Raw genomic sequence first — 20,391 nt, 5'->3', positions numbered from 1 at the left:
TCGTCGTCGCCAGCGCCATCGTCGCCAGCGCCATCGTCGTCAGCGCCGCCGTCGTCCATCGTCACTGCCGCAGAACAGGCGGTCCTCGACCTCATCTCGGTCGACGCGCTGGTCTCAACCGCGCAGCGCCTGGTGCGGGCACCCGGCGAGAACCCGCCGGGCCAGGAGGCAGCCACGGCTGCCGTGCTCGGCGAGCTGGCAGCTGAGCTGGGACTGGAGCACACGGCATACGACGTGGTCGAGGGGCGCCCCAACGTGACGGTGACCCTGCCGGGCACCGGCCGGGTCGGTGCCCACTGGGCCGACCAGGACGCCCCACCGGGACTGCTCGTGCTGGGGCACACGGATGTGGTCCCGGTCGGAGACGGTTGGACGGTCGACCCGTTCGCTGCCGTGCTGCACGACGGGCGCCTGTTCGGCCGAGGTGCCACCGACATGAAGGGCGGTCTGGCCAGCGCGTTGATCGCCATGTCGGCGCTGCGGCAGGCCGGTGTGCCGCTCCGCGGCCCGGTCCACCTCGTCGCGCTGATGGACGAGGAGCAGAACGGGCTGGGCGTGCAGGACTGGGTCGCCCGGAGCCACCCCGCGCTGCTGGGGTGCATCGTCGCCGAGCCCACCGACCTGCAGACGATCATCGCGGCACGCGGGGCCAGCTATCTGTCGATCTCGGTGCAGGGGCAGGCAGCGCACGCCGGGCGCCCGGACGACGGGCGCAACGCGATCTATGGTGCCGCCACGATCATCAGCGACCTGGAGCGCTGGCACCACGAGTATGCCGCCGACCCGCACCCGTTGGTGGGCGCGCCGACGTTCAACGTCGGGGTGGTCGCCGGTGGCACCGGTGGCAGCGTCGTCCCGGCCGAGTGCCGGATCGAGGTCGACCGCCGGCTGATGCCGGGTGAGAGCGGCGCCTCCATGCTGGCCGGAGTGCGGGAGCGCGTGGCGACCCTCGGGCTCGAGGACCGGGGGCTGACCTGGTCGGTGGAGTCGCCGATGGACATGCCCGGGTTTGAGACGGCGCCCGAGGACCCTTTCGTGAGCCTCGTCGACGCTGCCCTGGACGCGGCCGGTGGACCGGGCCAACCGTTGGGTGGCTGGACGGCGTCCTGCGACGGGGGCCACGTGGCGCAGCGGTGGGACGTGCCGGTGCTGGTGCTCGGCCCGGGCTCGGTCAATGTCCAGGCACACCGCGCGGACGAGTCCGTCGGCGTGGACGAGCTGGTGGTGGCGGCGCGCTGCTATGCGCTGGCCGCGCTGCGCCTCCTGGGTGGCCCGGCAGCCTAGTATTGTCGACAATCTGACTCGCGCCCCAGGAGGCGGCTCATGGCCACCATCGGACTGTTGTATCCCGGCCACAGCGCCGAGGACGACTACCCCCGTCTGGAGACGCGTCTGCGCCAGGACGCGCCGGACGCCGAGCTGCGGCTGCCGCTGGTCCACACCTCGGTCGGTGAGGATGCCCACCGGGTGGACGCCCTGCTGGACCTCGGTGGCACCGACCGGCTGGCGGAGGGTGCCCGCAGCCTGCAGGAGAGGCACTCACTCGATGCCCTGATGTGGGCCTGCACCAGCGGCAGCTTCGTCTTCGGCTGGGACGGGGCGCACGAGCAGGTGGCGGCCCTCAGTGACCTGACCGGACTGCCCACCTCCTCGACCTCGCTGGCCTTCGTCCAGGCCTGTCGGTCGCTGGGCGCGGAGCGGGTGGCGGTCGCGGCGTCCTATCCGCACGATGTGGCCGAGCACTTCGTGACGTTCCTGAGGCGGGGCGGCATCGAGGTGACCGCGATGGGCAGTCACGACATCGTGACGGCGGCCGAGGTGGGGACCCTCGGGCGCGAGCAGGTGATGGCGATCGTGGAGGGGGCAGAACGCCGCGACGCCCAGGCGGTCCTGGTGCCGGACACCGCGATGCACACTCTGTCCTGGATCGAGGACCTGGAAGGCACGGCCGGGATGCCGGTGCTCACCGCCAACCAGGTGACGGTCCACGAGGGGTTGCGGCTCCTCGGGCCGGTGCCGCGGCTGCCCGGACTCGGAGCCCTCTTTGTCCCCACCCGGACGTCGTCATGAGCAAGGCCGATCCGGGACAGGTCGAACCACTGCCCCAGGAGTCGACTCCCAGCATGATCGCCTCCCGGGTGCGCGAGGCCATCGCCAGCGGGCAGATCGCACCGGGCAGTCAGCTCGGCGAGGCCGCCTATGCCAGCCAGCTGGGCGTCAGCCGTGGTCCGCTGCGCGAGGGGCTGCAGCGCCTGACCCAGGAGGGACTGCTCATCTCGATCCGCAACCGTGGCCTGTTTGTCATTGAGATGACCCCCGAGAACGTCGCCGACATGTATCTCGCGCGAGAGGCAGTCGAGCGGACCGCTGCCGCCCAGGTCCACCGGCTCGACCCCGGGTCGGCCGCGGTCGACCTGCTCGGCATCACCGCAGACATGGCGCGTGCGGCGCACGCGCGCGACACGGCGGCGTTCACCAACGCCGACATCGCCTTCCACCGCACCCTCGTGGACGCGGCGCAGAGCCCTCGGCTGCACAGGATTCACGACACCCTGCTGACCGAGACGCGGATGTGCATCCACGCGCTCGCGGCGACCTACACGGTCCCGGAGACCCGGGTCGGGGAGCACGAGGCGATCGCCCGGTCCTTCGCCGAGGGAGACCCCGCGATCACCGACCGGCTGATCGTCGCGCACATGCAGGATGCCGTTGAGCGACTCAGTGGGACGACCACGGCGACCGGCACCATCGGCTGAGCCGCGCGAACGACCCGTCCAACTGCACGCATCCTTCACACGAGGTCCGGGTTCCGCGCGAACTATCCGGCCAACTGCACGGGAGGCGGCGTGCTCACATGGCGATCCCGACATACTTGATCTCGAGGAACTCGTCGAGGCCGACGGAGCCGCCCTCTCGCCCGAGCCCGGACTCCTTGATGCCGCCGAAGGGGGCCGCCGGGTTGGAGACCACGCCCTGGTTGAGTCCGACCATGCCGCTCTCCAGAGCCTCCGCCACCCGCAGCGCACGCTGGAGGTTGGTGGTGTAGACGTAGGAGACCAGCCCGAACGGGGTGTCGTTGGCTGCCGCCACCGCCTCGTCCTCAGTGCTGAACGGCGTCAGCGGCGCGACCGGCCCAAAAATCTCCTCCGAGGCCATCCGGGCATCGGTCGACACCCCGGTGAGCACGGTCGGGGTGAAGAAGTAGCCCTCACCCTCGGGTGCTGACCCACCGGTGAGCACCTGCGCGCCCCGGTCCACGGCGTCCGCGACCAGGGTGGTGACCTTGTCCTGGGCGTCCTGGTCGATCAACGGGCCCACCCGCACGCCTTCACCGGTGCCGCGCCCGACCGGCAGTGCCGCCATAGCCTCAGCGAGCCGCGAGCCGAACTCCTCGATGACGCTCTCGTGCACATAGATGCGGTTGGCAGCCGTGCAGGCCTCCCCCATGTTGCGCATCTTGGCCGCGAGCGCACCCTCCACCGCAGCATCCACGTCAGCGTCCTCGAAGACGAGGAACGGGGCGTTGCCACCCAGTTCCATCGAGGTGCGGAGCACCTTCTCGGCGCACTGCTCCAGCAGAATCTTGCCGACCTTGGTCGAGCCGGTGAACGAGAGCTTGCGGGCCTTGCCGGAGCGGATCAACGGCTCCATCACCCCGCCGGAGTCGGAGGTGGTGACCGCGTTGACCACGCCGGACGGCAGACCCACCTCGCGCAGGATGTCGATGAAGGCCAGCATCGACAGCGGCGTCTGCTGGGCCGGCTTGATCACGCTGGTGCACCCGGCCGCGATGGCAGGGGCGATCTTGCGGGTCCCCATGGCCATCGGGAAGTTCCACGGTGTGATCAGCAAGCTCGGGCCCACCGGCTGGCGGGTGATCAGGAACCGGGCGTTGCCGGCCGGTGAGCGCTGGTAGCCGCCCTGGACGCGCAGCGCCTCGCCTGCGAAGTGGCGCAGGAACTCGGCTGCATAGGTGATCTCTCCCCTGGACTCCGCCAGCGGCTTGCCCATCTCCAGCGTCATCAGCAGGGCCAGGTCATCGATCCGCTCGTGCAACAGGTGGAACGCGCCCATCAACCAGTCGTAGCGCTGCTGCGGCGAGGTGGCGGCGAAGTCGGCCTGTGCGCTCACGGCGGCGTCCATGGCACGCATCCCGTCCTCCGCCGTCGCGTCCGCCACGGAGGCGATCGCCTGTCCTGTCGAGGGGTCGAGGACCTCGAAGGTGGCACCAGCGGTGGCATCGCTCCACTGACCGTCGATGAACAGCTGACGCGGGACGGCGTCCAGCACCCGTTGCTCGTCATGGGTCGCTTCGGATGTCGGTGACGTCGTGCTCGTCGGGCTCATCGAACCACCTCCAGGTTCTGCGCTACGCTCGCAAGGCAAGATTGTCGACAATCTATCAAGAGTCAGGAGGCTCCGATGGTCGCGCTGTCCCCCATCCTCAAACAGGCCACCCCAGTGATCGCTGCTCGCGGTGAGGGTGCTCTTCTCTGGGACGAGGATGATCGCCGATATCTGGACTTTACCGCCGGCATCGGGGTCACCAGCACCGGTCACAGCCACCCGAGGATCGTGGCCGCCGCGCAGGAGCAGATCGCCAAGATCATCCATGCGCAGTACACGACCGTCATGCACCGCCCGCTGCTGGACCTGACCGAGCGTCTTGGTGAGGTCCTGCCCCAGGGGCTGGACCGGGTCTTCTTTGCCAACTCCGGCTCGGAGGCGGTCGAGGCCGCGCTCCGGCTCGCTCGTCAGGCGACCGGGCGCCCCAACGTGGTCGTCTTCCACGGCGGGTTCCACGGGCGGACGGTCGCGGCAGCGTCGCTGACGACATCGGGGACAAAGTTCCGCTCCGGGTTCGCACCGCTGATGGCCGGGGTCACCGTCACCCCCTTCCCCGACCCCAGCCACTACGGCTGGTCGCAGGAGGAGACCACCGAGTTCGCCCTCCGGCAGCTGGACTACACCCTGCAGACACTGACCAGCCCCGAGGACACCGCCGCCTTCCTGGTCGAGCCTGTCCTCGGTGAGGGCGGCTACGTCCCGGCGACCACGGAGTTCCTGGCCGGACTGCGTGAACGGGCGGAGCGGCACGGGATCCTCCTGATCCTGGACGAGGTGCAGACCGGTTGGGGCCGCACCGGGCGCTTCTGGGCGCACGAGCACTTCGACGCCACCGCCGACATCCTGATCACAGCCAAGGGCATCGCCTCGGGCTTCCCGCTGTCGGCCATCGCCGCCTCCGAGGAGCTGATGAGCAAGGCCTGGCCGGGCTCCCAGGGCGGCACGTACGGCGCCAACGCGGTCGCGTGCGCCGCGGCCCTGGCCACCCTCGAGGTGATCCGTGACGAGCACCTGGTCGAGAACGCGGACCAGCGTGGCAAGCAGTTGCGGGCCGCCCTCGAGGAGGTCGCCGGCCAGCACGACGCCATCGCGGGCGTGCGCGGCCTGGGCCTGATGCTGGGCACCGAGTTCCGCGATGCCGACGGCAAGCCCGACGGCGCTGCGGCCACCCGGGTCCAGCAGGCCGCCGCAGAGAACGGGCTGCTGCTGCTGACCTGCGGCGCCTGGGGTCAGGTGGTCCGGATGATCCCAGCCCTCGTGGTCACCGAGGAGCAGGTCGACGAGGCGGCGCAGGTGTGGTCCCAGACCGTCGCGGCGGCGCTCTGAGGGGTCGGCCAACACACGAGAGCCCCCGCCGGTGGCGGGGGCTTTCTGTGCTCGTGCGATGTGGCGGGTGCTGCTAGAACGGGCCCTCCTCGCGGCGCTTGTCCCAGCGCTGCTCAAACTTGTCGACGATGCCCTTCTGCTTGGCCGCGTTGCCGGGGCCGGACTTGGTCTTGAGGGTGACGTTGCCCTCGGCGTCCACGGTCCCGAGTGTGGCGCCCTTGTGACGCGGAGAGGTCATCGCCCAGACACCGCCGGCGACCATGGCGGCAAAACCGATGCCACCCACCCAGATCTGCTGCGAGGAGACGGCCAGGAGGACCAACCCGAGGCCACCGACCGCGATGAGCAGCCCGAGCGCGGCGCGACGCCGCTTGGCGCGGGCCTCGGTCTTGCCAACCAGGGACGTCGCAAATCGCGGATCCTCGGCATAGAGCGCCTGCTCCATCTGCTCAAGGACTCGTTGCTCGTGCTCGGAGAGCGGCACGGTGACCTCCCTGACGGTCGACTTCTGGCCACCACTGGGGGTGGTGGGTGACGCGCGCCACCGATGACGGCGTCCTCTATCTAGGATAGGCCGGGATGCGTCGGAACGGTAGCCGGGTCCATACCGTCAATACGCGCGGCAGTCCAAAAAGGTTTCCCTGAGCCGGCCGGGCGCTGCGGTCAGGAGCTGTGAACCCGACCTATCTGCCCCCTCGGCGGGTCGGCACCACCTTCGTCCTGGGTCCAGTCTCCTCGAGTCTCGCCCTGGACAACCAGACTTGCGGGACGCACTGCGCCGCTGCCAAAACGGGCAACGGCCCGGTCCACCGCCCGCTCCGCATCACGCCACCCGTGCTCCGGCTCATCCAGCCTGCCCTGCACCGGCGTCTCTGCCGCGTCGGTGAGGCTCTCCAGCCGCACACCCAGCAACCGGATCCGGGCGCGCTGGAGCCCGAGCGCGGCATACAGCGCAGTCGCGGCACCGAAGATGTCGCGAGTGACATCGGTGCTCTCCCGCAGCGTGCGGGACCGGGTGATGGTGGTGAAGTCGGAGAACCGGACGGTGAGCACCACGGTGCGAGCCAGCAGCCCGGAGTGCCGCATCCTGGTGGCGCTGCGGTCACTGAGGCGCAACAGCTGACGCCGGATCACGGCCGGGTCGTCGACGTCCTGGTGGAAGGTCCCGGAGGATCCGACGCTGCGCTCGGTCCGCGCGGGAGTGACCCGACCGGAGTCATGACCCCAGGCCAGGGCCTGCAGGTGCGCCGCGCTGGTGGCACCCATGGCTCGGCTCAGCGTCACGAACGGCAGGTGCGCGATGTCGGCGACCGTGCGCAGCCCGAGCCGGTGCAGCGCAGCCTCGGTGCTCTCCCCCACGCCCCACAGCGCTCCGACCGGCAGCGGGTGCAGGAACTCCACCACCCTGTGCGGCGGCAGCATGAGCATCCCGTCCGGCTTGGCCGCCTGGGAGGCCATCTTGGCGACGACCTTGGTGGGCGCCCCACCGACCGAGCAGGTGATGCCCTGCTCGTCGGCGACGGTATCCCGGATCCACTGCCCGATCTGCGCCGGGCCCCCCAGCCGCCGTCGGGCCGTGGAGACGTCCAGGAACGCCTCCTCCATCGAGACCGGCTCGACCTGGTGGGTCACCTCGGAGAAGATCGCCATCACCGCATCGGAGATCCGGCTGTAACGGTCGTAGTCCGGCCGGACGATCTCGGCCTGCGGGCACAACCGGCGCGCCCTGGCCATCGGGATCCCGGACCGTATGCCGTAGGCCCGGGCCTCGTAGGTGGCCGACAGCACCACGCTGCGCATCCCGCCGCCGATGACGACCGGCCGCCCGACCAGCTCGGGACGGTCGATCAGCGACGCGGAGGCATAGAAGGCGTCCATGTCGACGTGCAGGATCGAGCAGCCACGGTCGTCGAGTCCACCAGGAGGCATCGTCGCGAGGGGCACAGTGCTCGTCGGGCTCACCACCCTGGGCTGCCCGGGCTGGAGTGCCACAGCTTGCTGCCGGGGCCAGCGGGTTTGGTGTCGGCATAGGGCGACTGCTTGAAACCGGAGGCGTGCAGCAGCACCCGGCGCCCCCGCACGGTGTCCTTGCCTCGTGCCTCGGCCTCGGCGTGTTCTGCGCCGGTCACGGCGTCGTGCTCGATGGACTCCATCAGCTCTCGGACCGCCTCACTGCCACCGGTCTCGAAGGCGCGACCGAGCGCCGTCATCTCCCAGGCGCCGGTGGCCCGCACCGAGATGCCGCGTGGCCCCGTGCGCCGGGTGATGCCACGCACGACCAGCAGGAAGGAGTGGAAGACCGTCTCGGCAAACGGACCCTGCACGTCCTCGAAGAAGGTGGCGTCGCTGGGACCGCTGCCGTCCTCCAGGGTCAGGAAGACCACCCTGCGACCCGAGCGGATCGGCGGGGTCTGGGTCGCGACCTTCGCTCCCGCGATCAGCACCTCGCTGTTGTTGCGCTGCCCAAGCAGCTGGTTGGCCGGGACCACCCGAAGCGCCTGCAGCATCGGCTGGTAGGTGGTGGTCACGTGGGAGCTGACGTCCATGCCGAGCACCTCCAGCTCGGCCAGCATCTGCTCCTGCGGGGTCATCTCAGGCAGCCCGCTGCCGCTGCGCAGCACCGGCTCGTCGCCCAGGTCCAGGGTCAGCTGGGTCGGGTCCACCACTCGTGGGTGCCAGGTCCGCGCTCCCCTGGCCTGTGCCCCGGCGCGGGCCGCGACCTCCCCCGCAGCAGACGACGGGGCAGCAGACGACGGGACAGCCGACGACGGGACAGCCGACGACCGGGCGGCGGGCAGCGTGGGAGACACCGTGCGGGTCCGCGCACGCCCCCTGGTTGCCCCGGGACGACTCCACCGGTCGAGCTCAGCGACGTGCAGCAGCAGGTCCCGGCGGGTCGGTCCGTGTCGCAGCGTGGTGGACCGGGCGCTGCCCACCCCGTGCAGCTGGTCGAAGCCACCGGCCAGCACGAGCCGCTCGACCACCGGGCGACTGATCCTGGCCCGCTGCCACAGGTCGGCGAGCGAGTGATAGGGCTGACCGGCCACAACCCTGGCGACCTCGTCGCCGCTGATGCCCTTGACCTCGGCCAGCGACAGCCTGATGCCATAGCCGGAGGCCCGCTCCTCCACCTCGGCCAGGTGCTGGTCGACGATGTCGGCACGTCCCGCCCGGACGGGGCGATCGGTCGACGGCGGTCCCCAGCCGGGACCGTCTGCCTCGTGGCTCACCCGCTCCAGGAGATAGGTCTCTCCTGAGGCGTTGACGTCCAACCCGAGGATGTGCACGCCCATGGCGCGGGCCTCCTCGAGGATGAGGCGCTTGGGATACATCCCCGGGTCGTGGGTCAGCACCCCCGCCAGGAAAGCCGCGGTGTGGTGGGTCTTGAGCCAGGCGGAGTGGAACGTCGGGACCGCGAACGCCGCCGCGTGCGCCTTGCAGAACCCGAATGAGGCAAACGCCGCCAGCACGTCCCAGATCGCGTTGACATCCTGGGGTGAGTAGCCCCGGGCGGCGGCCGCCGGTCGCCACCATGACTCGACCTGCGCCTGCCCCTGCGGAGTCCCCAGGGCACGACGCACCTCGTCGGCCTGCGCGAGGGTGACACCGGTGGTCTCGGCGACCAGCTGCAGCACCTGCTCGTGGAAGACCACGACACCGGCGGTGTCCTCCAGGTAGGGCGCCAGCGAGGGGTGGAGGTATTCCGGTTCCGACCAGCCCTGCCGCGCGTTGAGGAACGGCCGGACCATGTCGGACTTGACCGGCCCGGGGCGGAACAGGGAGATGTCGATGATGATGTCGCCGAACGTCTCGGGCCCGAACTTGCCGATCAGCTCACGCTGGCCCGGTGACTCGATCTGGAAGCACCCCAGCGTGCGGGCCGACTTGATCAGCGAGAACGTCTCGGTGTCGTCATAGGGCACCTGCCCCTGGTCGTCCAGGTCGATCTGCACGCCGTCGACCCGCTCGACCTCGGCGACCGCGTGGGACATCGCGGACTGCATGCGGATGCCCAGCACGTCGAGCTTGAGCAGCCCGAGGTCCTCGACGTCGTCCTTGTCGAACTGGCTCATCGGGAACCCCAGCCAGCTGGCCTCCACCGGGGTGCGATCCAGCAGGGTGGTGTTGGACAGGATCACCCCGCACGGGTGCAGCGCGATGTGCCGGGGCAGCCCGTCCAGGCTCTCGACCATCTCGAACAGCATCTGCATCCGCGGGGCGTCAAACCCGTGCCGTCGCAGCTCCGGCAGGTCCCGCACCGCCGCCCGTGCGTCGCGGGCCCGGATGTGCGGGAAGGCCTTGGCGATCACGTCGATCTCCCCCGGCGGCATGCCCAGGGTGGCGGCGACATCGCGGATCGCGTGGCGCACCCGGTAGGTCTCCATCATCGACACACAGGTGACCCGCTCGGAGCCGAACCGCTCCAGGATGCGCTCATAGATCTCGGTGCGCCGGGCGGACTCCACGTCGATGTCGATGTCGGGCAGCTGGGCCCGCAGCGGTGAGCAGAACCGCTCCATCAGCAGGTCGTGCCGGATCGGGTCGACGCCGCTGATGCCGAGCAGATAGTTGACGATGCTGCCGGCCCCGGACCCGCGCGCGGCCACCCGCACCCCTGCCTCACGGATCAGGTCGCACACGGCCGCGACGGTCAGGAAGTAGGTCGGGTAGCCCAGCCCCGCGATGACCCTCAGCTCCTCGTCGAGCCGGTCGTGCACCTGGCTGAGGTATGCCGAGGGATGGCCTGGATAGCGAACGTTGACCGCCGCGCGGACCCGCTCGGTGAGGACCTGCTGGGCCTGGCCGGTGCCGCTGACCCCGACCACCTCGGGCTCGGGCAGGTGGACATCGCCGATGCCCAGGTCGCTGCGCGGGCTCTGCACACACTCCCGGGCCAGCGCCGCGGTCGCGGCGAGCAGATCCGCCGCACGCACCGTCGGTCCGACCGCCTCGGCGACCCGCTCGGCGACCGCGTGCATCACCCCGGACCCGGCCAGGTGCCCAGCGGTGCTGACCCGGTCCAGGTGACGCTCGTCCAGCGCGACCATGCGCCGAGCTGCGTCCAGGATGTCGACGACCCGGCCCTGGCCCGGCTCCGCGTGCCGCACCGCCGCGGTGAGCACCGCCGGGAGCCCGGCCTCCAGCGCCAGGGACCACAACCGTGCGGCGTGCTGCAGACTGGCTGGGGTGCCCTCCGGACCACCGTGACAGACCACCTCGATGGCCAGCGACCCAGCCGGCAGCGTGCTCATCCAGCTGCGCAACAAGTCACGGGCCAGCCCGACCCTGCGACGCAGCAGGGCCCGACCCACGTCAGAGTCGGGTCCGAGCAGCACCACGACCGGCGCGACCTGCTCCCCCGGCCCGCCCACCGGCGCCGCAGCGCGGGCCAGCAGCGCTCGGTTGGTCCGGGGGCTGCCCCGCTCGCCGGCCAGGTGGGTGTGGGTGATCAGCCGGCAGAGCCGCGACCACCCGGTGCCGGGCTCCAGCCCCGCGCCCTGCCCGCGGGCCAGCACGGTCACCCGTGGGTGCTGATCGTCCACCAGCGCCCCGCCCTTGACCGGCTGAGCCCGGCTGGGACGACCCCCATCGAGCGCATCGGCCCCCGTCCAGCGGACCCCCGCAGCCTGGATGCGGGCATCCAGCGGCCGGTCCGGGAACTGCGACACCCGACCTCCGTGCCCGGCGCCGGACCTGGCACCGGGCCCCATGACCGGTGGCTCGACGACAGCCAGGTCGACCCCCAGCACCGCAGAGACCTCGGCGCGGGCACACGCCTGAGCAAACCGGACGGCCCCGTAGGCACCGTCCCGGTCGGTCAGCCCCAGCGTCGACTGCCCCAGCTCGACGGCGCGCTCCACCAGCGCCTCGGGCGTCGACGCGCCATAACGCATCGAGAAGCTGGAGGCGACGTGCAGGTGCGCAAACTCCGACCCCATCGCCATCACCAGGGGGTGGTGGGGGTCAGCTCGCTGGGCAGCGGCTCAGCGAACGGCAGGTGCAGCGCGCCGCGCACCAGCTCCACGAAGCTCTCGCACTGGCGGACCAGGTCATCGGCTTCCCGCGGACTGACCATGGCGGTGCCCCGCTCGAGCGCCAACCGGCGACGCCCGCTCGAGGCGAAGAAGACGGCCCACTCCCGCAGTTCTGGCGCCAGCCCCGGCAACACCTCCCACACGCTGCGTGGCCGGGACCGGCCGCTGACCGGGGTGCGGGCAGCGACCAGGGCGGCCGCGGCCCGCAGGGCAGCCAGGTGGGCCTCGGTGTAACGCTGCGCGGCGCTCTGGCTGTGGCAGGCCTGGACCAGTCCGGCGCGGGACCGGTCGAGCAGGTCCAGCACGGTGCTCGCCGACGGCGGCGCAGCCTGAGGCCCCGCCCCCTGGGACCCCGCCCCCTGGGACCCCTTCGTGTGCGGGCCCCCGATCGGGTGTGTGCTCATCGTGGGCTTGTGCGTGCTCATGGTGGTCATCGCTCCTCCTTCAGTCGGCGACGCGCACCAGGCGCCACCGGTCGTCCTTGGTCAGGTCGTAGACCCCTGTCTGCATCAGTCGGCCGGCGCTGGCCTCCACCCGCCACACCTGGCGCTCCAGCTCTGGGAACTGCGTCTCCTCGACCGCCCCACCACCAGCGGCCCCGCCATCAGCGGCCGGGCCACCAGCAGTCGGGTCATCCGCTGTCGGGCCGTCGACCGACCCCCGCCACCAGGGCAGGCGCTGGGTCCAGTGATCGAGCACCACCTGCACGATGTGCAGCCGCCCGCGCCAGATGAACGCGGTGGGCACGGCGGCGATATCGACCCCGGCCGGCATCGCCGGCCGCAGCCCGATCTGCGGCTCGCCCACCCGCACCTCGACCGGGTCGGCATACCGTCGGCTCATCGCCCACCTCCACTGCTCGTCGCACTCCAGTTATCGAATCCTTGTTCGATAGGACAAATGTACGACTACCCACCGACAGTGTGTCAACCCCAGGCTCATCCGCTGTGGACAACGCCGTAGGCTCATCCCGTGTCCACTCCCCACCCCATCGACGTCCCGCAGCTGCGTGAGCGCGTGCAGGCTGCCCTCGATGAGGACCTCACCCACCAGCGTGCCGTCCTCGACGAGCTCGGCCCCCAGGTCACCCGTCTCGTCGACGAGGTCGCCGCCCTGCTCACCGGCGGCAAGCGTCTGCGGGCGGCCTTCCTCTTCTGGGGCTATCGCGCTCTGGGCGGCCCGGACTCCCCCGCGCTGATCCGCGCCGCCAGCTCGATGGAGATGTTCCAGGCGGCCGCCCTGCTGCACGACGACGTCATGGACGAGTCCGATCTGCGCCGCGGCCGACCGACCGCACACCGCACCTTCGCCGCCGACCACCGGCAGCAGGCCTGGTCCGGGGAGTCCCACCGGTTCGGTCACGCCGCAGCGATCCTGGCCGGCAACCTGTGCCTGACCTGGTGCGACAGCATGTTCGCCACCTCTGGCCTACGACCAGATGAGATCGCCTCTGCCAGAAGTGAGTTCGACAACATGCGGACCCAGCTGATGGCTGGGCAGTATCTCGACGTCCTGGACGCGGCACAGGGCTGGGAGGGCCTCGACTACGCCGAGCGGATCCGCCGCTGCCGCACCGTGATCCGCTACAAGAGCGGCAAATACAGCGTGGAACAACCTCTCCTGATCGGTGCCCGCGCCGCAGGAGCCGGACCTGACACGCTCGCCGCGCTGTCGGCATACGGGCTGGCCCTCGGTGAGGCGTTCCAGATCCGCGACGACGTCCTCGGGGTCTACGGCGACCCCGCAGCGACGGGCAAGCCGGCCGGCGACGACCTGCGCGAGGGAAAGCGCACCGTGCTGGTCGCGCACGCGCTGGGCCTGGGCAGCGACGAGGACGCCGCGGCGCTGCTGGACTGTCTCGGTCGCCCGGACCTGACCGACGAGCAGGTGGGCGTATGCCGTGAGCTGCTCGAGCGCGTCGGTGCGGTCCGCGCGACGGAGGAGATGATCTCCCAGTCCTCGGCGGCTGCCCTGCGGGCGCTGGAGGAGACCGACGGACTCACCGACGAGGGGCGGGCCGCGCTCGTCGAGCTGGTCTCGATCAGCACCGCCCGCTCCACCTGACCCGCAACTCGTCTTACAAGGCCATCTCCTGGGCCCGGCGCCGGACCTCGGTCTTGCTGCCGTCCCGCAGCGACGCGATCGCGCTGCCCCCCTGCAGGGTGTCGTCGCTGGCCAGCAGCCACCTGATGATCTCGTCGTCACGGTAGCCACCGTCGGCCAGCACGATGATCGTGCCGCGCAGCGGGAAGACCGGCCCCTCCTCGGTCAGGAACAGTGCCGGCACATAGACCGCCCTGTTCGGACCGCGGCGCGAGCCGATGATGTCCCGATCCTGCAACCAGGTCTTGACCTCGGCCAGTGAGGCGCCGGTCAGCTCCATGATGTCGGGAACGGCGAGCCACTCGGCCTGGTCGAGGACGTCGTCGCCGGAGTCGGACGGAGGAATTACATCGCTGTCGTTTACCACATATTCAAGTCTGCCACAAGAAGCGACACGCTGTGAATCTGGCGCAATTGGCAAAACTCAGGTACTTTTCACGTGCGTCACACAGAACGCACGTTCACCACGAGTCACTCCGCCCTGCCCCGCGAAAGGCGCATGATGAGCCCCGTCGCAGACCTGCCCCCGGCACTGCACGTCGAGATCCCCGTCATCGACCTGTCCAACCATCTGCCTGTGGGCACGCTGGCCACAGCCAAGAAGGCCTGGAGCGACTACCGCGTCCAACCCGGCGACACCCTCTATGACCTCGCCATCGAGCACGGCACCACGGTCTCGGCGCTCACCACGCACAACAGCATCAGGGGCTTCATCCACCCTGGCCAGGTCATCGAGGTGCCGGGCAAGGTCAGCGGCAAGAGTGACAAGGCCTCGTCCCGTGGCAGCAGCAAGGCGAGTAGCGGCAAGGCGAGCGGCGCCGGGTCGGTCACGGTCCGCTCCGGCGACACCCTGTCGGCGATCTCGCTCACGCACGACGTGTCGGTCGGCTCGATCATGCGGGCCAACAACCTGTCCTCGGCGATGATCCACCCCGGCCAGCAGCTGACCATCCCGGGAGGCAAGGCCAGTGGCTACGCAGCACCGGTCAAGGCGACAGGCAAGGGCACGTCCACGCCGGCGAAGGCGTCGGCCAAGGTCACGGTGCGCCCCGGCGACACGCTGTCGCACATCTCCGCACGGCACAACGTGTCCGTCTCCGCCATCATCCGCGCCAACAACCTGCCCTCGGCGATGATCTATCCCGGTCAGCAGCTGAGCATCCCCGGCGCCAAGGCCGACACCCCGAGCAAGGACTCCTCAGCAGGCTCTGGCAAGAGCGGCAGCGCAGCCAGCACGCACTCGGGCGGCACCGTCACGGTGCGTGCGGGCGACACCCTCTCCGGCATCGCGGCGACCAACGGCATCTCCCTGACCACCCTGGTGAACGCCAACCCGGGTGTCAACGCCCGCGGCCTGCAGGTGGGGCAGCAGATCACCCTGCCAGGTGCCACGGCCGCGGCCAGCCGCTCCTCGGCATACCGAGATGGTGAGGGAGCCAAGAAGGGCGCACCCAACTCGTTCCTGCACTACACCTACAGCGACGAGGTCGCCGGGTCGGCGGCCGCCAACCGGGACTACCTGTCCGGCGTCCCCGTCCCCACCCGGGACGAGGTCAACAAGATGGTGCGCGACACGGCCAAGCGCCACGGCGTGGACCCCGACCTGATGCTCGGCCTGAGCTACACCGAGTCCGGCTGGAACCACCGCTCTGTCTCCCCCGCCAACGCAATCGGTGTCATGCAGGTGATCCCCGCGAGCGGCGACTGGGCCTCCGGTCTGGTCGGGCGCGAGCTCAACCTGCTCGACCCCCAGGACAACGTCACCGCCGGCACCGTGATCATGCGTGCCCTGCTGCGCTCGGCGGACAACGAGGACCAGGCCATCGGTGGCTACTACCAGGGTCTGTACGGCGTGCAGACCCATGGCATGTATGCCGACACCAAGAACTATGTGAAGACGGTCAAGCACCACCGCGATCGCATGTGAGGCAGGCCACCTCCACCGATTCCCAGGCCAGGCTCCGTATCCTGAAGGGGTGAGCACCGCTACCTCTGCCGTGATCGACCGTGTCCTGGACGGTCGATACCGCGTGGAGTCCCTGCTCGCCAAGGGCGGCATGGCGGCGGTCTACAGCGCCACCGACCTGCGCCTCGACCGACGAGTCGCGCTGAAGGTGATGCACGCCCACCTCGCTGGCGACGACGAGTTCGTCACCCGCTTCCGGCAGGAGGCCCGCACCGCAGCCCGGCTGTCCCACCCGCACGTCGTCTCGGTCTTCGACCAGGGCGAGGACGACGATCTCGTCTTCCTGGCCATGGAGCTCGTGGAGGGACGCACGCTGCGTGAGGTGATCACCGAGCACGGCGCGCACAGCGTCCGCGACGCCGTCAGCTATCTCGACCCGGTGCTGCAGGCGCTTGCGGCCGCGCACGAGGCTGGTCTGGCACACCGTGATGTCAAGCCCGAGAACGTCCTGATCCGCAGCGACGGCATGGTCAAGGTCGCCGACTTCGGCCTGGCCCGTGCGGTCACCGCCGCGACCTCCAGCCACAGCAGCGAGCTCGTGTGGGGCACCGCCGCCTATCTCGCCCCGGAGCAGGTCGAGCGCGGCCGCACCGACGAGCGCAGCGACATCTACTCCGCCGGGCTGCTCTTCTATGAGCTGCTGACCGGCGTGAAGGCCTTCCCGGGCGACAGCCCCGTGCAGGTGGCCTACTCCCACGTGCACGGCGAGGTCCCGCGGGCCGCGGAGACGGTGGCCACGGTGCCCGCCGAGATCGAGGCCTTCATCCAGTGGGCCTGCGCCAAGGACCCCGAGCGCCGCCCCACCGACGCCGGCGCCGCGCTCAAGGAGCTGCGTCACTCGGTGCGCCAGCTCTCCGACACCGAGCTCGACGCCCTGCCCGGCCAGCCGGTGGACCCCGACCTGACCCAGGGCTTCGACCACACCAGGCCGCTGCGGACGACCGACACCATGGCCGTCGCCCGCCAGACACCTCAGCACTACGCTCGGACCAGCGGCAACAAGCCGCGCAAGACGCGTCAGCCGGCTCCGGCCCCCCGGCGCCCCCGCCGGCGCATGAAGGCCGCGGGCTGGCTCCTCGGCATACTCCTGGTCCTGATCGGTGGCACTGGCGCCGGCGCGGCGTGGTATTTCACCGAGGGTCCCGGCATCCACTCCCCCGTGCCGGTCCTGGTCGGCCTGACCGAGGCTGATGCGCGGGCGGCGCTGGACGCCGAGGAGCTCGACCCCGTCGTCGAGCTGGAGTTCTCCGAGACGGTCACGCCCGACACGGTGATGGCTGCCTCGCACGACCCCGGCGTCTCGGTCCGCCACGGCACCGACGTGACGCTCACGGTCTCCCAGGGTCCGGAGAGGTATGCCGTGCCGCCCGTTGTCGGCAAGACGCTCGAGCAGGCGACGCCCATGATCGAGGACGCCAATTTGACTCTGGCAGAACCGGTCCTGGTGCACGACGAGGCGATCCCCGAGGGGCAGATCATCTCCGTCGAACCTGCGGAGGGGCAGTCGCTCAAGCCCGACACCGAGGTCACGGTGACCATCAGCCAGGGCCGTCAGCCCATCGAGATCACCAACGTCGTGGACCAGCCGCAGGCTGACGCCGAGCAGGCACTGACCGATGCCGGCTTCACCGTGGTGGTCGAGGAGGAGCGTGTCTTCAGCGACTCGGTGGCCGACGGAGCCGTCGTGGCGCAGTCACCGGCCTCCGGCACCGGCTTCCGCGGCGACACTGTGACGCTGACGGTGTCCAAGGGCCCAGAACTGTTCGAGGTGCCCGGCGTGATCGGCAAGCAGTGGGACGAGGCGGAGAAGCTGCTGACGGACGCGGGCTTCGTGGTCGAGCGTGAGGACCTGGCCGGGGGCTACTTCTCGACCGTGCGCTTCCAGAGCGTCGACGCCGGCGAGATGAGGCCGAAGGGCACCGAGATCGTCCTGACTGTGCTCTGAGCGTTGTCGTGAGCGTCTCCCCGCCCCCCGCGCACGCCGTTTCGACCTCCCATGTGCTTGCCATGGCCGACAAAACAGCGGTCCAAACCCGCCCGCCCCCCGCACACGCCGTTTCGACCTCCCATGTGCTTGCCATGGCCGACAAAACAGCGGTCCAAACCGGCCCGCCGCCGCGCCCCACGCGGTTCAGGCCTGCTGCGACACCAGGTCGGTCAGCACTGCGGCGGCGTGGTCGGTCTGGGCATCGTCGACATCTAGGTGCCAGACGAAGCGCACGTGCTCAGGGCCCATCGCATAGCCCAGCACTCCACGCTCGCCGGTTGCGGCGATGAAGTCGCTCGCGCTCCACCCGGCCGGGGCGACATGCAGGACCAGGATGTTGGTGTGCACGGCCGCCGGGTCGACGGCGTCGCCGCGAGTGGCCGCGACCGCGCGGGCGACCCGCTGGCACCGCTCGTGGTCGTCGGCCAGCCGCTCCAGCTGGTGCTCCAGCGCGAACTGGCCCGCGGCCGCGAGGATCCCCGCCTGACGCATGCCGCCGCCGAAGCGCTTGCGCCAGACCCGCGCCTGCTCCATGTGGGCCCGCGAGCCCACCAGCAGAGACCCGACCGGGGCACCCAGCCCCTTGCTGAGGCACACCGAGACGGTGTCGGCGCAGGCGGCATAGTCCGCCAACGGGACGCCGGTGGCGACGTGGGCGTTCCAGAGCCGTGCGCCATCCAGGTGCACAGCCATGCCACGCTCGTGCGCACGCCGGTGCAGCTCCCGCATGGCCTCGAGCGGCTGGACGGTGCCGCCTCCGAAGTTGTGGGTGTTCTCGACGACGACGCATGAGGTGCCGACCTGATATGCACCACCGTCGGTCACCGCGAGCGCCATGGCCGCGTCGACGTCCAGCAGGCCGGCGTTCGCGTGCCAGCTGCGGGCGGAGATGCCGCTCAGCACGGCCGCAGCACCCATCTCGGCGCGCAGCACGTGAGCCAGGTCGTCGGCAATCAGCTCCTGACCTGGCGCGACGTGCAGCCGCACACCCAGCTGGTTGGCCATCGACCCGCTCGGGGTGAACAGCGCGTCCTCGTGGCCGAGCAGCTCGGCGACCTGACTCTGCAGGGCCAGGATGGTCGGGTCCTCGCCATAGACGTCGTCGCCCACCGGTGCCCACGCCATCGCCTCGCGCATGGCGTCGGTCGGGCGGGTCAGCGTGTCCGAGCGCAGGTCTGCCGTGCTCTGCCCCGTGGTCTGCCCACCCGCGGTCTGCCGCCCCGCTGAGGGATGCCCAGTCGACCCACTCATGTCAACGCCCGGCCTCGAGCATCGCCGCGACCTGGAAGGCCATCTCCAGACTCTGCTGGTGGTTCAGCCTGGGGTCGCACAACGTCTCATAGCGCAGCCCGAGGTCCTGCACGTCCAGCGCACCGGAGCCGCCGACGCACTCGGTGACGTCGTTCCCGGTCAGCTCGACGTGGATGCCCCCGGCCCAGGTCTCAGCCGCCCGGTGCACCTCGAAGAAGCCGGCAACCTCGTCGATGACGTCTTCGAAGCGGCGCGTCTTGTGCCCGCTCGGCGAGGAGAACGTGTTGCCGTGCATGGGGTCACAGACCCAGGCCACCTTGCCCGCCTCCTCGCCGACGCTTTCCAGCAGCGGGGGCAGCAGGTCGCGGATCCTGTCGGCACCCATGCGGGTGATGAACGTCAGCCGCCCGGGCGTGCGCTCGGGGTCGAGCCTGTCGAGCAGCCCGAGCACGTCGTCGCGCGTCGCGGTCGGGCCGAGCTTGACGCCGATCGGGTTGTGCACCTTGGACAGGAAGTCGATGTGCGCCCCGTCCAGGTCACGGGTGCGCTCGCCGGCCCAGATGAAGTGGCCAGAGGTGTTGTAGGGCAACCCGGTCCGCGAGTCGCGGCGCACCATGGCGCGCTCATAGTCGAGCACCAACGCCTCGTGGCTCGAATAGAACTCGACGCGGCGCAGCTCCTCGGCGTCGGCCACCCCCGAGGCCTCCAGGAAGCGCACGGCCCGGTCGATCTCGGAGGCCATCTTCTCGTAGCGCGCCTGCGCGGGCCCGGCCACGAAGCCCTTGTTCCAGGTGTGCACGCTGCGCAGGTCGGCATAGCCACCGCTGGTGAACGCGCGCACGAGGTTCAGCGTCGACGAGCTCGCGTGATAGACGCTGACCATCCGCGACGGGTCGTGCGCCCGCGACTCCGCGCTGAACTCGAAGCCGTTGACCATGTCGCCGCGATAGGCGGGCAGCGTCACCCCGTCGCGCGTCTCGGTGTCGGCCGAGCGGGGCTTGGCGAACTGACCCGCGAGCCGGCCGACCTTGACGACCGGCATGCCCGCGCCATACGTCAGCACGACCGCCATCTGCAGGATCGTCTTGATGCGCTCGCGGATGTTGGGGCCCGTGACGCCGTCCAGGGTCTCGGCGCAGTCACCGCCCTGGAGCAGGAACGCCTCGCCCCGCGCCACCGCCGCGAGCTTGGCGGTCAGCTGGTCGCACTCACCGGCGAAGACCAGGGGCGGGAAGCCGCGCAGCGTGGTGACGGCTCGCTCCAGCGCGTCGGCGTCACCCCAGGTGGGTTGCTGCTTGGCGGGCAGGTCGCCCCACTCGAGATGGTGCCCGGTGGGGGGCGGTCCGGTCACGTCCGTGGTCACCTGGACATCGTAG

At 70.5% G+C, this 20,391-nt stretch carries 16 protein-coding genes; 7 read left to right on the top strand and 9 right to left on the bottom strand.

Annotation, left to right across the window (positions count from 1 at the left end; all coding sequences use genetic code 11):
• Positions 1 to 57 precede the first annotated feature (57 nt).
• From NF557_RS06660 to NF557_RS06650, 3 genes are read left to right on the top strand one after another with little or no spacing between them, the layout of a single operon-like run.
• Positions 58 to 1,284, top strand: a complete 1,227-nt coding sequence (locus NF557_RS06660; protein ID WP_256855750.1) for a M20 family metallopeptidase — start codon at positions 58 to 60, stop codon at positions 1,282 to 1,284.
• Positions 1,285 to 1,323: 39 nt separating this feature from the next.
• Positions 1,324 to 2,070: a maleate cis-trans isomerase family protein gene (locus tag NF557_RS06655; protein ID WP_252622858.1), complete on the top strand. Its 747-nt coding sequence runs from the start codon at positions 1,324 to 1,326 to the stop codon at positions 2,068 to 2,070.
• The gene (locus NF557_RS06650) at positions 2,067 to 2,756 is read left to right on the top strand and encodes a GntR family transcriptional regulator (RefSeq protein ID WP_252622856.1); all 690 of its coding nucleotides are present in this window, start codon (positions 2,067 to 2,069) and stop codon (positions 2,754 to 2,756) included. Before NF557_RS06655 ends, NF557_RS06650 begins: the two co-directional genes overlap by 4 nt.
• Before the next feature lie 94 nt (positions 2,757 to 2,850).
• Here the strand turns inward: NF557_RS06650 and NF557_RS06645 are convergent, their stop codons facing one another.
• Positions 2,851 to 4,347 (bottom strand): NAD-dependent succinate-semialdehyde dehydrogenase, encoded by a 1,497-nt coding sequence (locus NF557_RS06645; RefSeq protein ID WP_252622854.1) that lies wholly within the window; start codon positions 4,345 to 4,347, stop codon positions 2,851 to 2,853.
• 75 nt (positions 4,348 to 4,422) lie between these two features.
• On the opposite strand from NF557_RS06645, the gene NF557_RS06640 reads away from it, so the two are divergent.
• Entirely contained in the window at positions 4,423 to 5,673 is a 1,251-nt protein-coding gene (locus NF557_RS06640) for an aspartate aminotransferase family protein (protein WP_252622852.1), read from the top strand.
• Between the two features lie 73 nt (positions 5,674 to 5,746).
• Here the strand turns inward: NF557_RS06640 and NF557_RS06635 are convergent, their stop codons facing one another.
• The 5 genes from NF557_RS06635 to NF557_RS06615 form a co-directional block, all read right to left on the bottom strand.
• Positions 5,747 to 6,157, bottom strand: coding sequence for a DUF3040 domain-containing protein (locus NF557_RS06635; RefSeq protein ID WP_252622847.1), 411 nt, complete (start codon positions 6,155 to 6,157; stop codon positions 5,747 to 5,749).
• A 179-nt stretch (positions 6,158 to 6,336) separates the two neighbouring features.
• Positions 6,337 to 7,602 (bottom strand): DNA polymerase IV, encoded by a 1,266-nt coding sequence (gene dinB, locus NF557_RS06630; protein ID WP_252623984.1) that lies wholly within the window; start codon positions 7,600 to 7,602, stop codon positions 6,337 to 6,339.
• Between the two features lie 29 nt (positions 7,603 to 7,631).
• Positions 7,632 to 11,612 (bottom strand): DNA polymerase III subunit alpha, encoded by a 3,981-nt coding sequence (locus NF557_RS06625; RefSeq protein WP_252623974.1) that lies wholly within the window; start codon positions 11,610 to 11,612, stop codon positions 7,632 to 7,634.
• Positions 11,613 to 11,617: 5 nt separating this feature from the next.
• The gene (locus NF557_RS06620; protein WP_252622845.1) at positions 11,618 to 12,142 is read right to left on the bottom strand and encodes an SAV_6107 family HEPN domain-containing protein; all 525 of its coding nucleotides are present in this window, start codon (positions 12,140 to 12,142) and stop codon (positions 11,618 to 11,620) included.
• A 10-nt stretch (positions 12,143 to 12,152) separates the two neighbouring features.
• Positions 12,153 to 12,551, bottom strand: a complete 399-nt coding sequence (locus NF557_RS06615) for a DUF6504 family protein (protein WP_252622843.1) — start codon at positions 12,549 to 12,551, stop codon at positions 12,153 to 12,155.
• A gap of 129 nt (positions 12,552 to 12,680) precedes the next feature.
• On the opposite strand from NF557_RS06615, the gene NF557_RS06610 reads away from it, so the two are divergent.
• The gene (locus NF557_RS06610) at positions 12,681 to 13,772 is read left to right on the top strand and encodes a polyprenyl synthetase family protein (protein ID WP_252622841.1); all 1,092 of its coding nucleotides are present in this window, start codon (positions 12,681 to 12,683) and stop codon (positions 13,770 to 13,772) included.
• Positions 13,773 to 13,785: 13 nt separating this feature from the next.
• On the opposite strand, the gene NF557_RS06605 is transcribed toward NF557_RS06610, so the two are convergent.
• On the bottom strand, positions 13,786 to 14,178 hold the full coding sequence (locus NF557_RS06605; RefSeq protein ID WP_252622839.1) for an Rv2175c family DNA-binding protein: 393 nt from the start codon (positions 14,176 to 14,178) through the stop codon (positions 13,786 to 13,788).
• 132 nt (positions 14,179 to 14,310) lie between these two features.
• Here NF557_RS06605 and NF557_RS06600 point away from each other — a divergent pair, with 132 nt between their 5' ends.
• Both NF557_RS06600 and pknB read left to right on the top strand, forming a co-directional pair.
• Positions 14,311 to 15,738, top strand: coding sequence for a LysM peptidoglycan-binding domain-containing protein (locus NF557_RS06600; protein ID WP_252622837.1), 1,428 nt, complete (start codon positions 14,311 to 14,313; stop codon positions 15,736 to 15,738).
• A 49-nt stretch (positions 15,739 to 15,787) separates the two neighbouring features.
• Positions 15,788 to 17,722 carry a Stk1 family PASTA domain-containing Ser/Thr kinase gene (gene pknB, locus NF557_RS06595; RefSeq protein WP_252622835.1) on the top strand — a complete coding sequence of 645 codons (1,935 nt, stop codon included), beginning with the start codon at positions 15,788 to 15,790 and terminating at the stop codon, positions 17,720 to 17,722.
• A 186-nt stretch (positions 17,723 to 17,908) separates the two neighbouring features.
• On the opposite strand, the gene NF557_RS06590 is transcribed toward pknB, so the two are convergent.
• Positions 17,909 to 19,015 (bottom strand): threonine aldolase family protein, encoded by a 1,107-nt coding sequence (locus tag NF557_RS06590; RefSeq protein ID WP_252622833.1) that lies wholly within the window; start codon positions 19,013 to 19,015, stop codon positions 17,909 to 17,911.
• A gap of 1 nt (position 19,016) precedes the next feature.
• Complete coding sequence (locus tag NF557_RS06585; RefSeq protein WP_252622831.1) at positions 19,017 to 20,378, bottom strand: class II 3-deoxy-7-phosphoheptulonate synthase; 1,362 nt, start codon at positions 20,376 to 20,378, stop codon at positions 19,017 to 19,019.
• Positions 20,379 to 20,391 lie beyond the last annotated feature (13 nt).

It is taken from the genome of Ornithinimicrobium cryptoxanthini (assembly GCF_023923205.1).
Classification (GTDB): domain Bacteria; phylum Actinomycetota; class Actinomycetes; order Actinomycetales; family Dermatophilaceae; genus Ornithinicoccus; species Ornithinicoccus cryptoxanthini.
Note: the sequence above shows the minus strand (reverse complement) of the source record. Positions and strands in the feature narration are given on the sequence as shown.

What these genes read in the sequence shown, in the direction of transcription:
- NF557_RS06600 (WP_252622837.1), top strand. Translation starts at nt 14,311, where the DNA reads ATGATGAGCCCCGTCGCAGACCTGCCCCCGGCACTGCACGTCGAGATC.
- NF557_RS06645 (WP_252622854.1), bottom strand. Translation starts at nt 4,347, where the DNA reads ATGAGCCCGACGAGCACGACGTCACCGACATCCGAAGCGACCCATGAC.
- NF557_RS06640 (WP_252622852.1), top strand. Translation starts at nt 4,423, where the DNA reads ATGGTCGCGCTGTCCCCCATCCTCAAACAGGCCACCCCAGTGATCGCT.
- NF557_RS06625 (WP_252623974.1), bottom strand. Translation starts at nt 11,612, where the DNA reads ATGGGGTCGGAGTTTGCGCACCTGCACGTCGCCTCCAGCTTCTCGATG.
- NF557_RS06650 (WP_252622856.1), top strand. Translation starts at nt 2,067, where the DNA reads ATGAGCAAGGCCGATCCGGGACAGGTCGAACCACTGCCCCAGGAGTCG.
- NF557_RS06620 (WP_252622845.1), bottom strand. Translation starts at nt 12,142, where the DNA reads ATGACCACCATGAGCACGCACAAGCCCACGATGAGCACACACCCGATC.
- dinB (WP_252623984.1), bottom strand. Translation starts at nt 7,602, where the DNA reads ATGCCTCCTGGTGGACTCGACGACCGTGGCTGCTCGATCCTGCACGTC.
- NF557_RS06615 (WP_252622843.1), bottom strand. Translation starts at nt 12,551, where the DNA reads ATGAGCCGACGGTATGCCGACCCGGTCGAGGTGCGGGTGGGCGAGCCG.
- NF557_RS06590 (WP_252622833.1), bottom strand. Translation starts at nt 19,015, where the DNA reads ATGAGTGGGTCGACTGGGCATCCCTCAGCGGGGCGGCAGACCGCGGGT.
- NF557_RS06655 (WP_252622858.1), top strand. Translation starts at nt 1,324, where the DNA reads ATGGCCACCATCGGACTGTTGTATCCCGGCCACAGCGCCGAGGACGAC.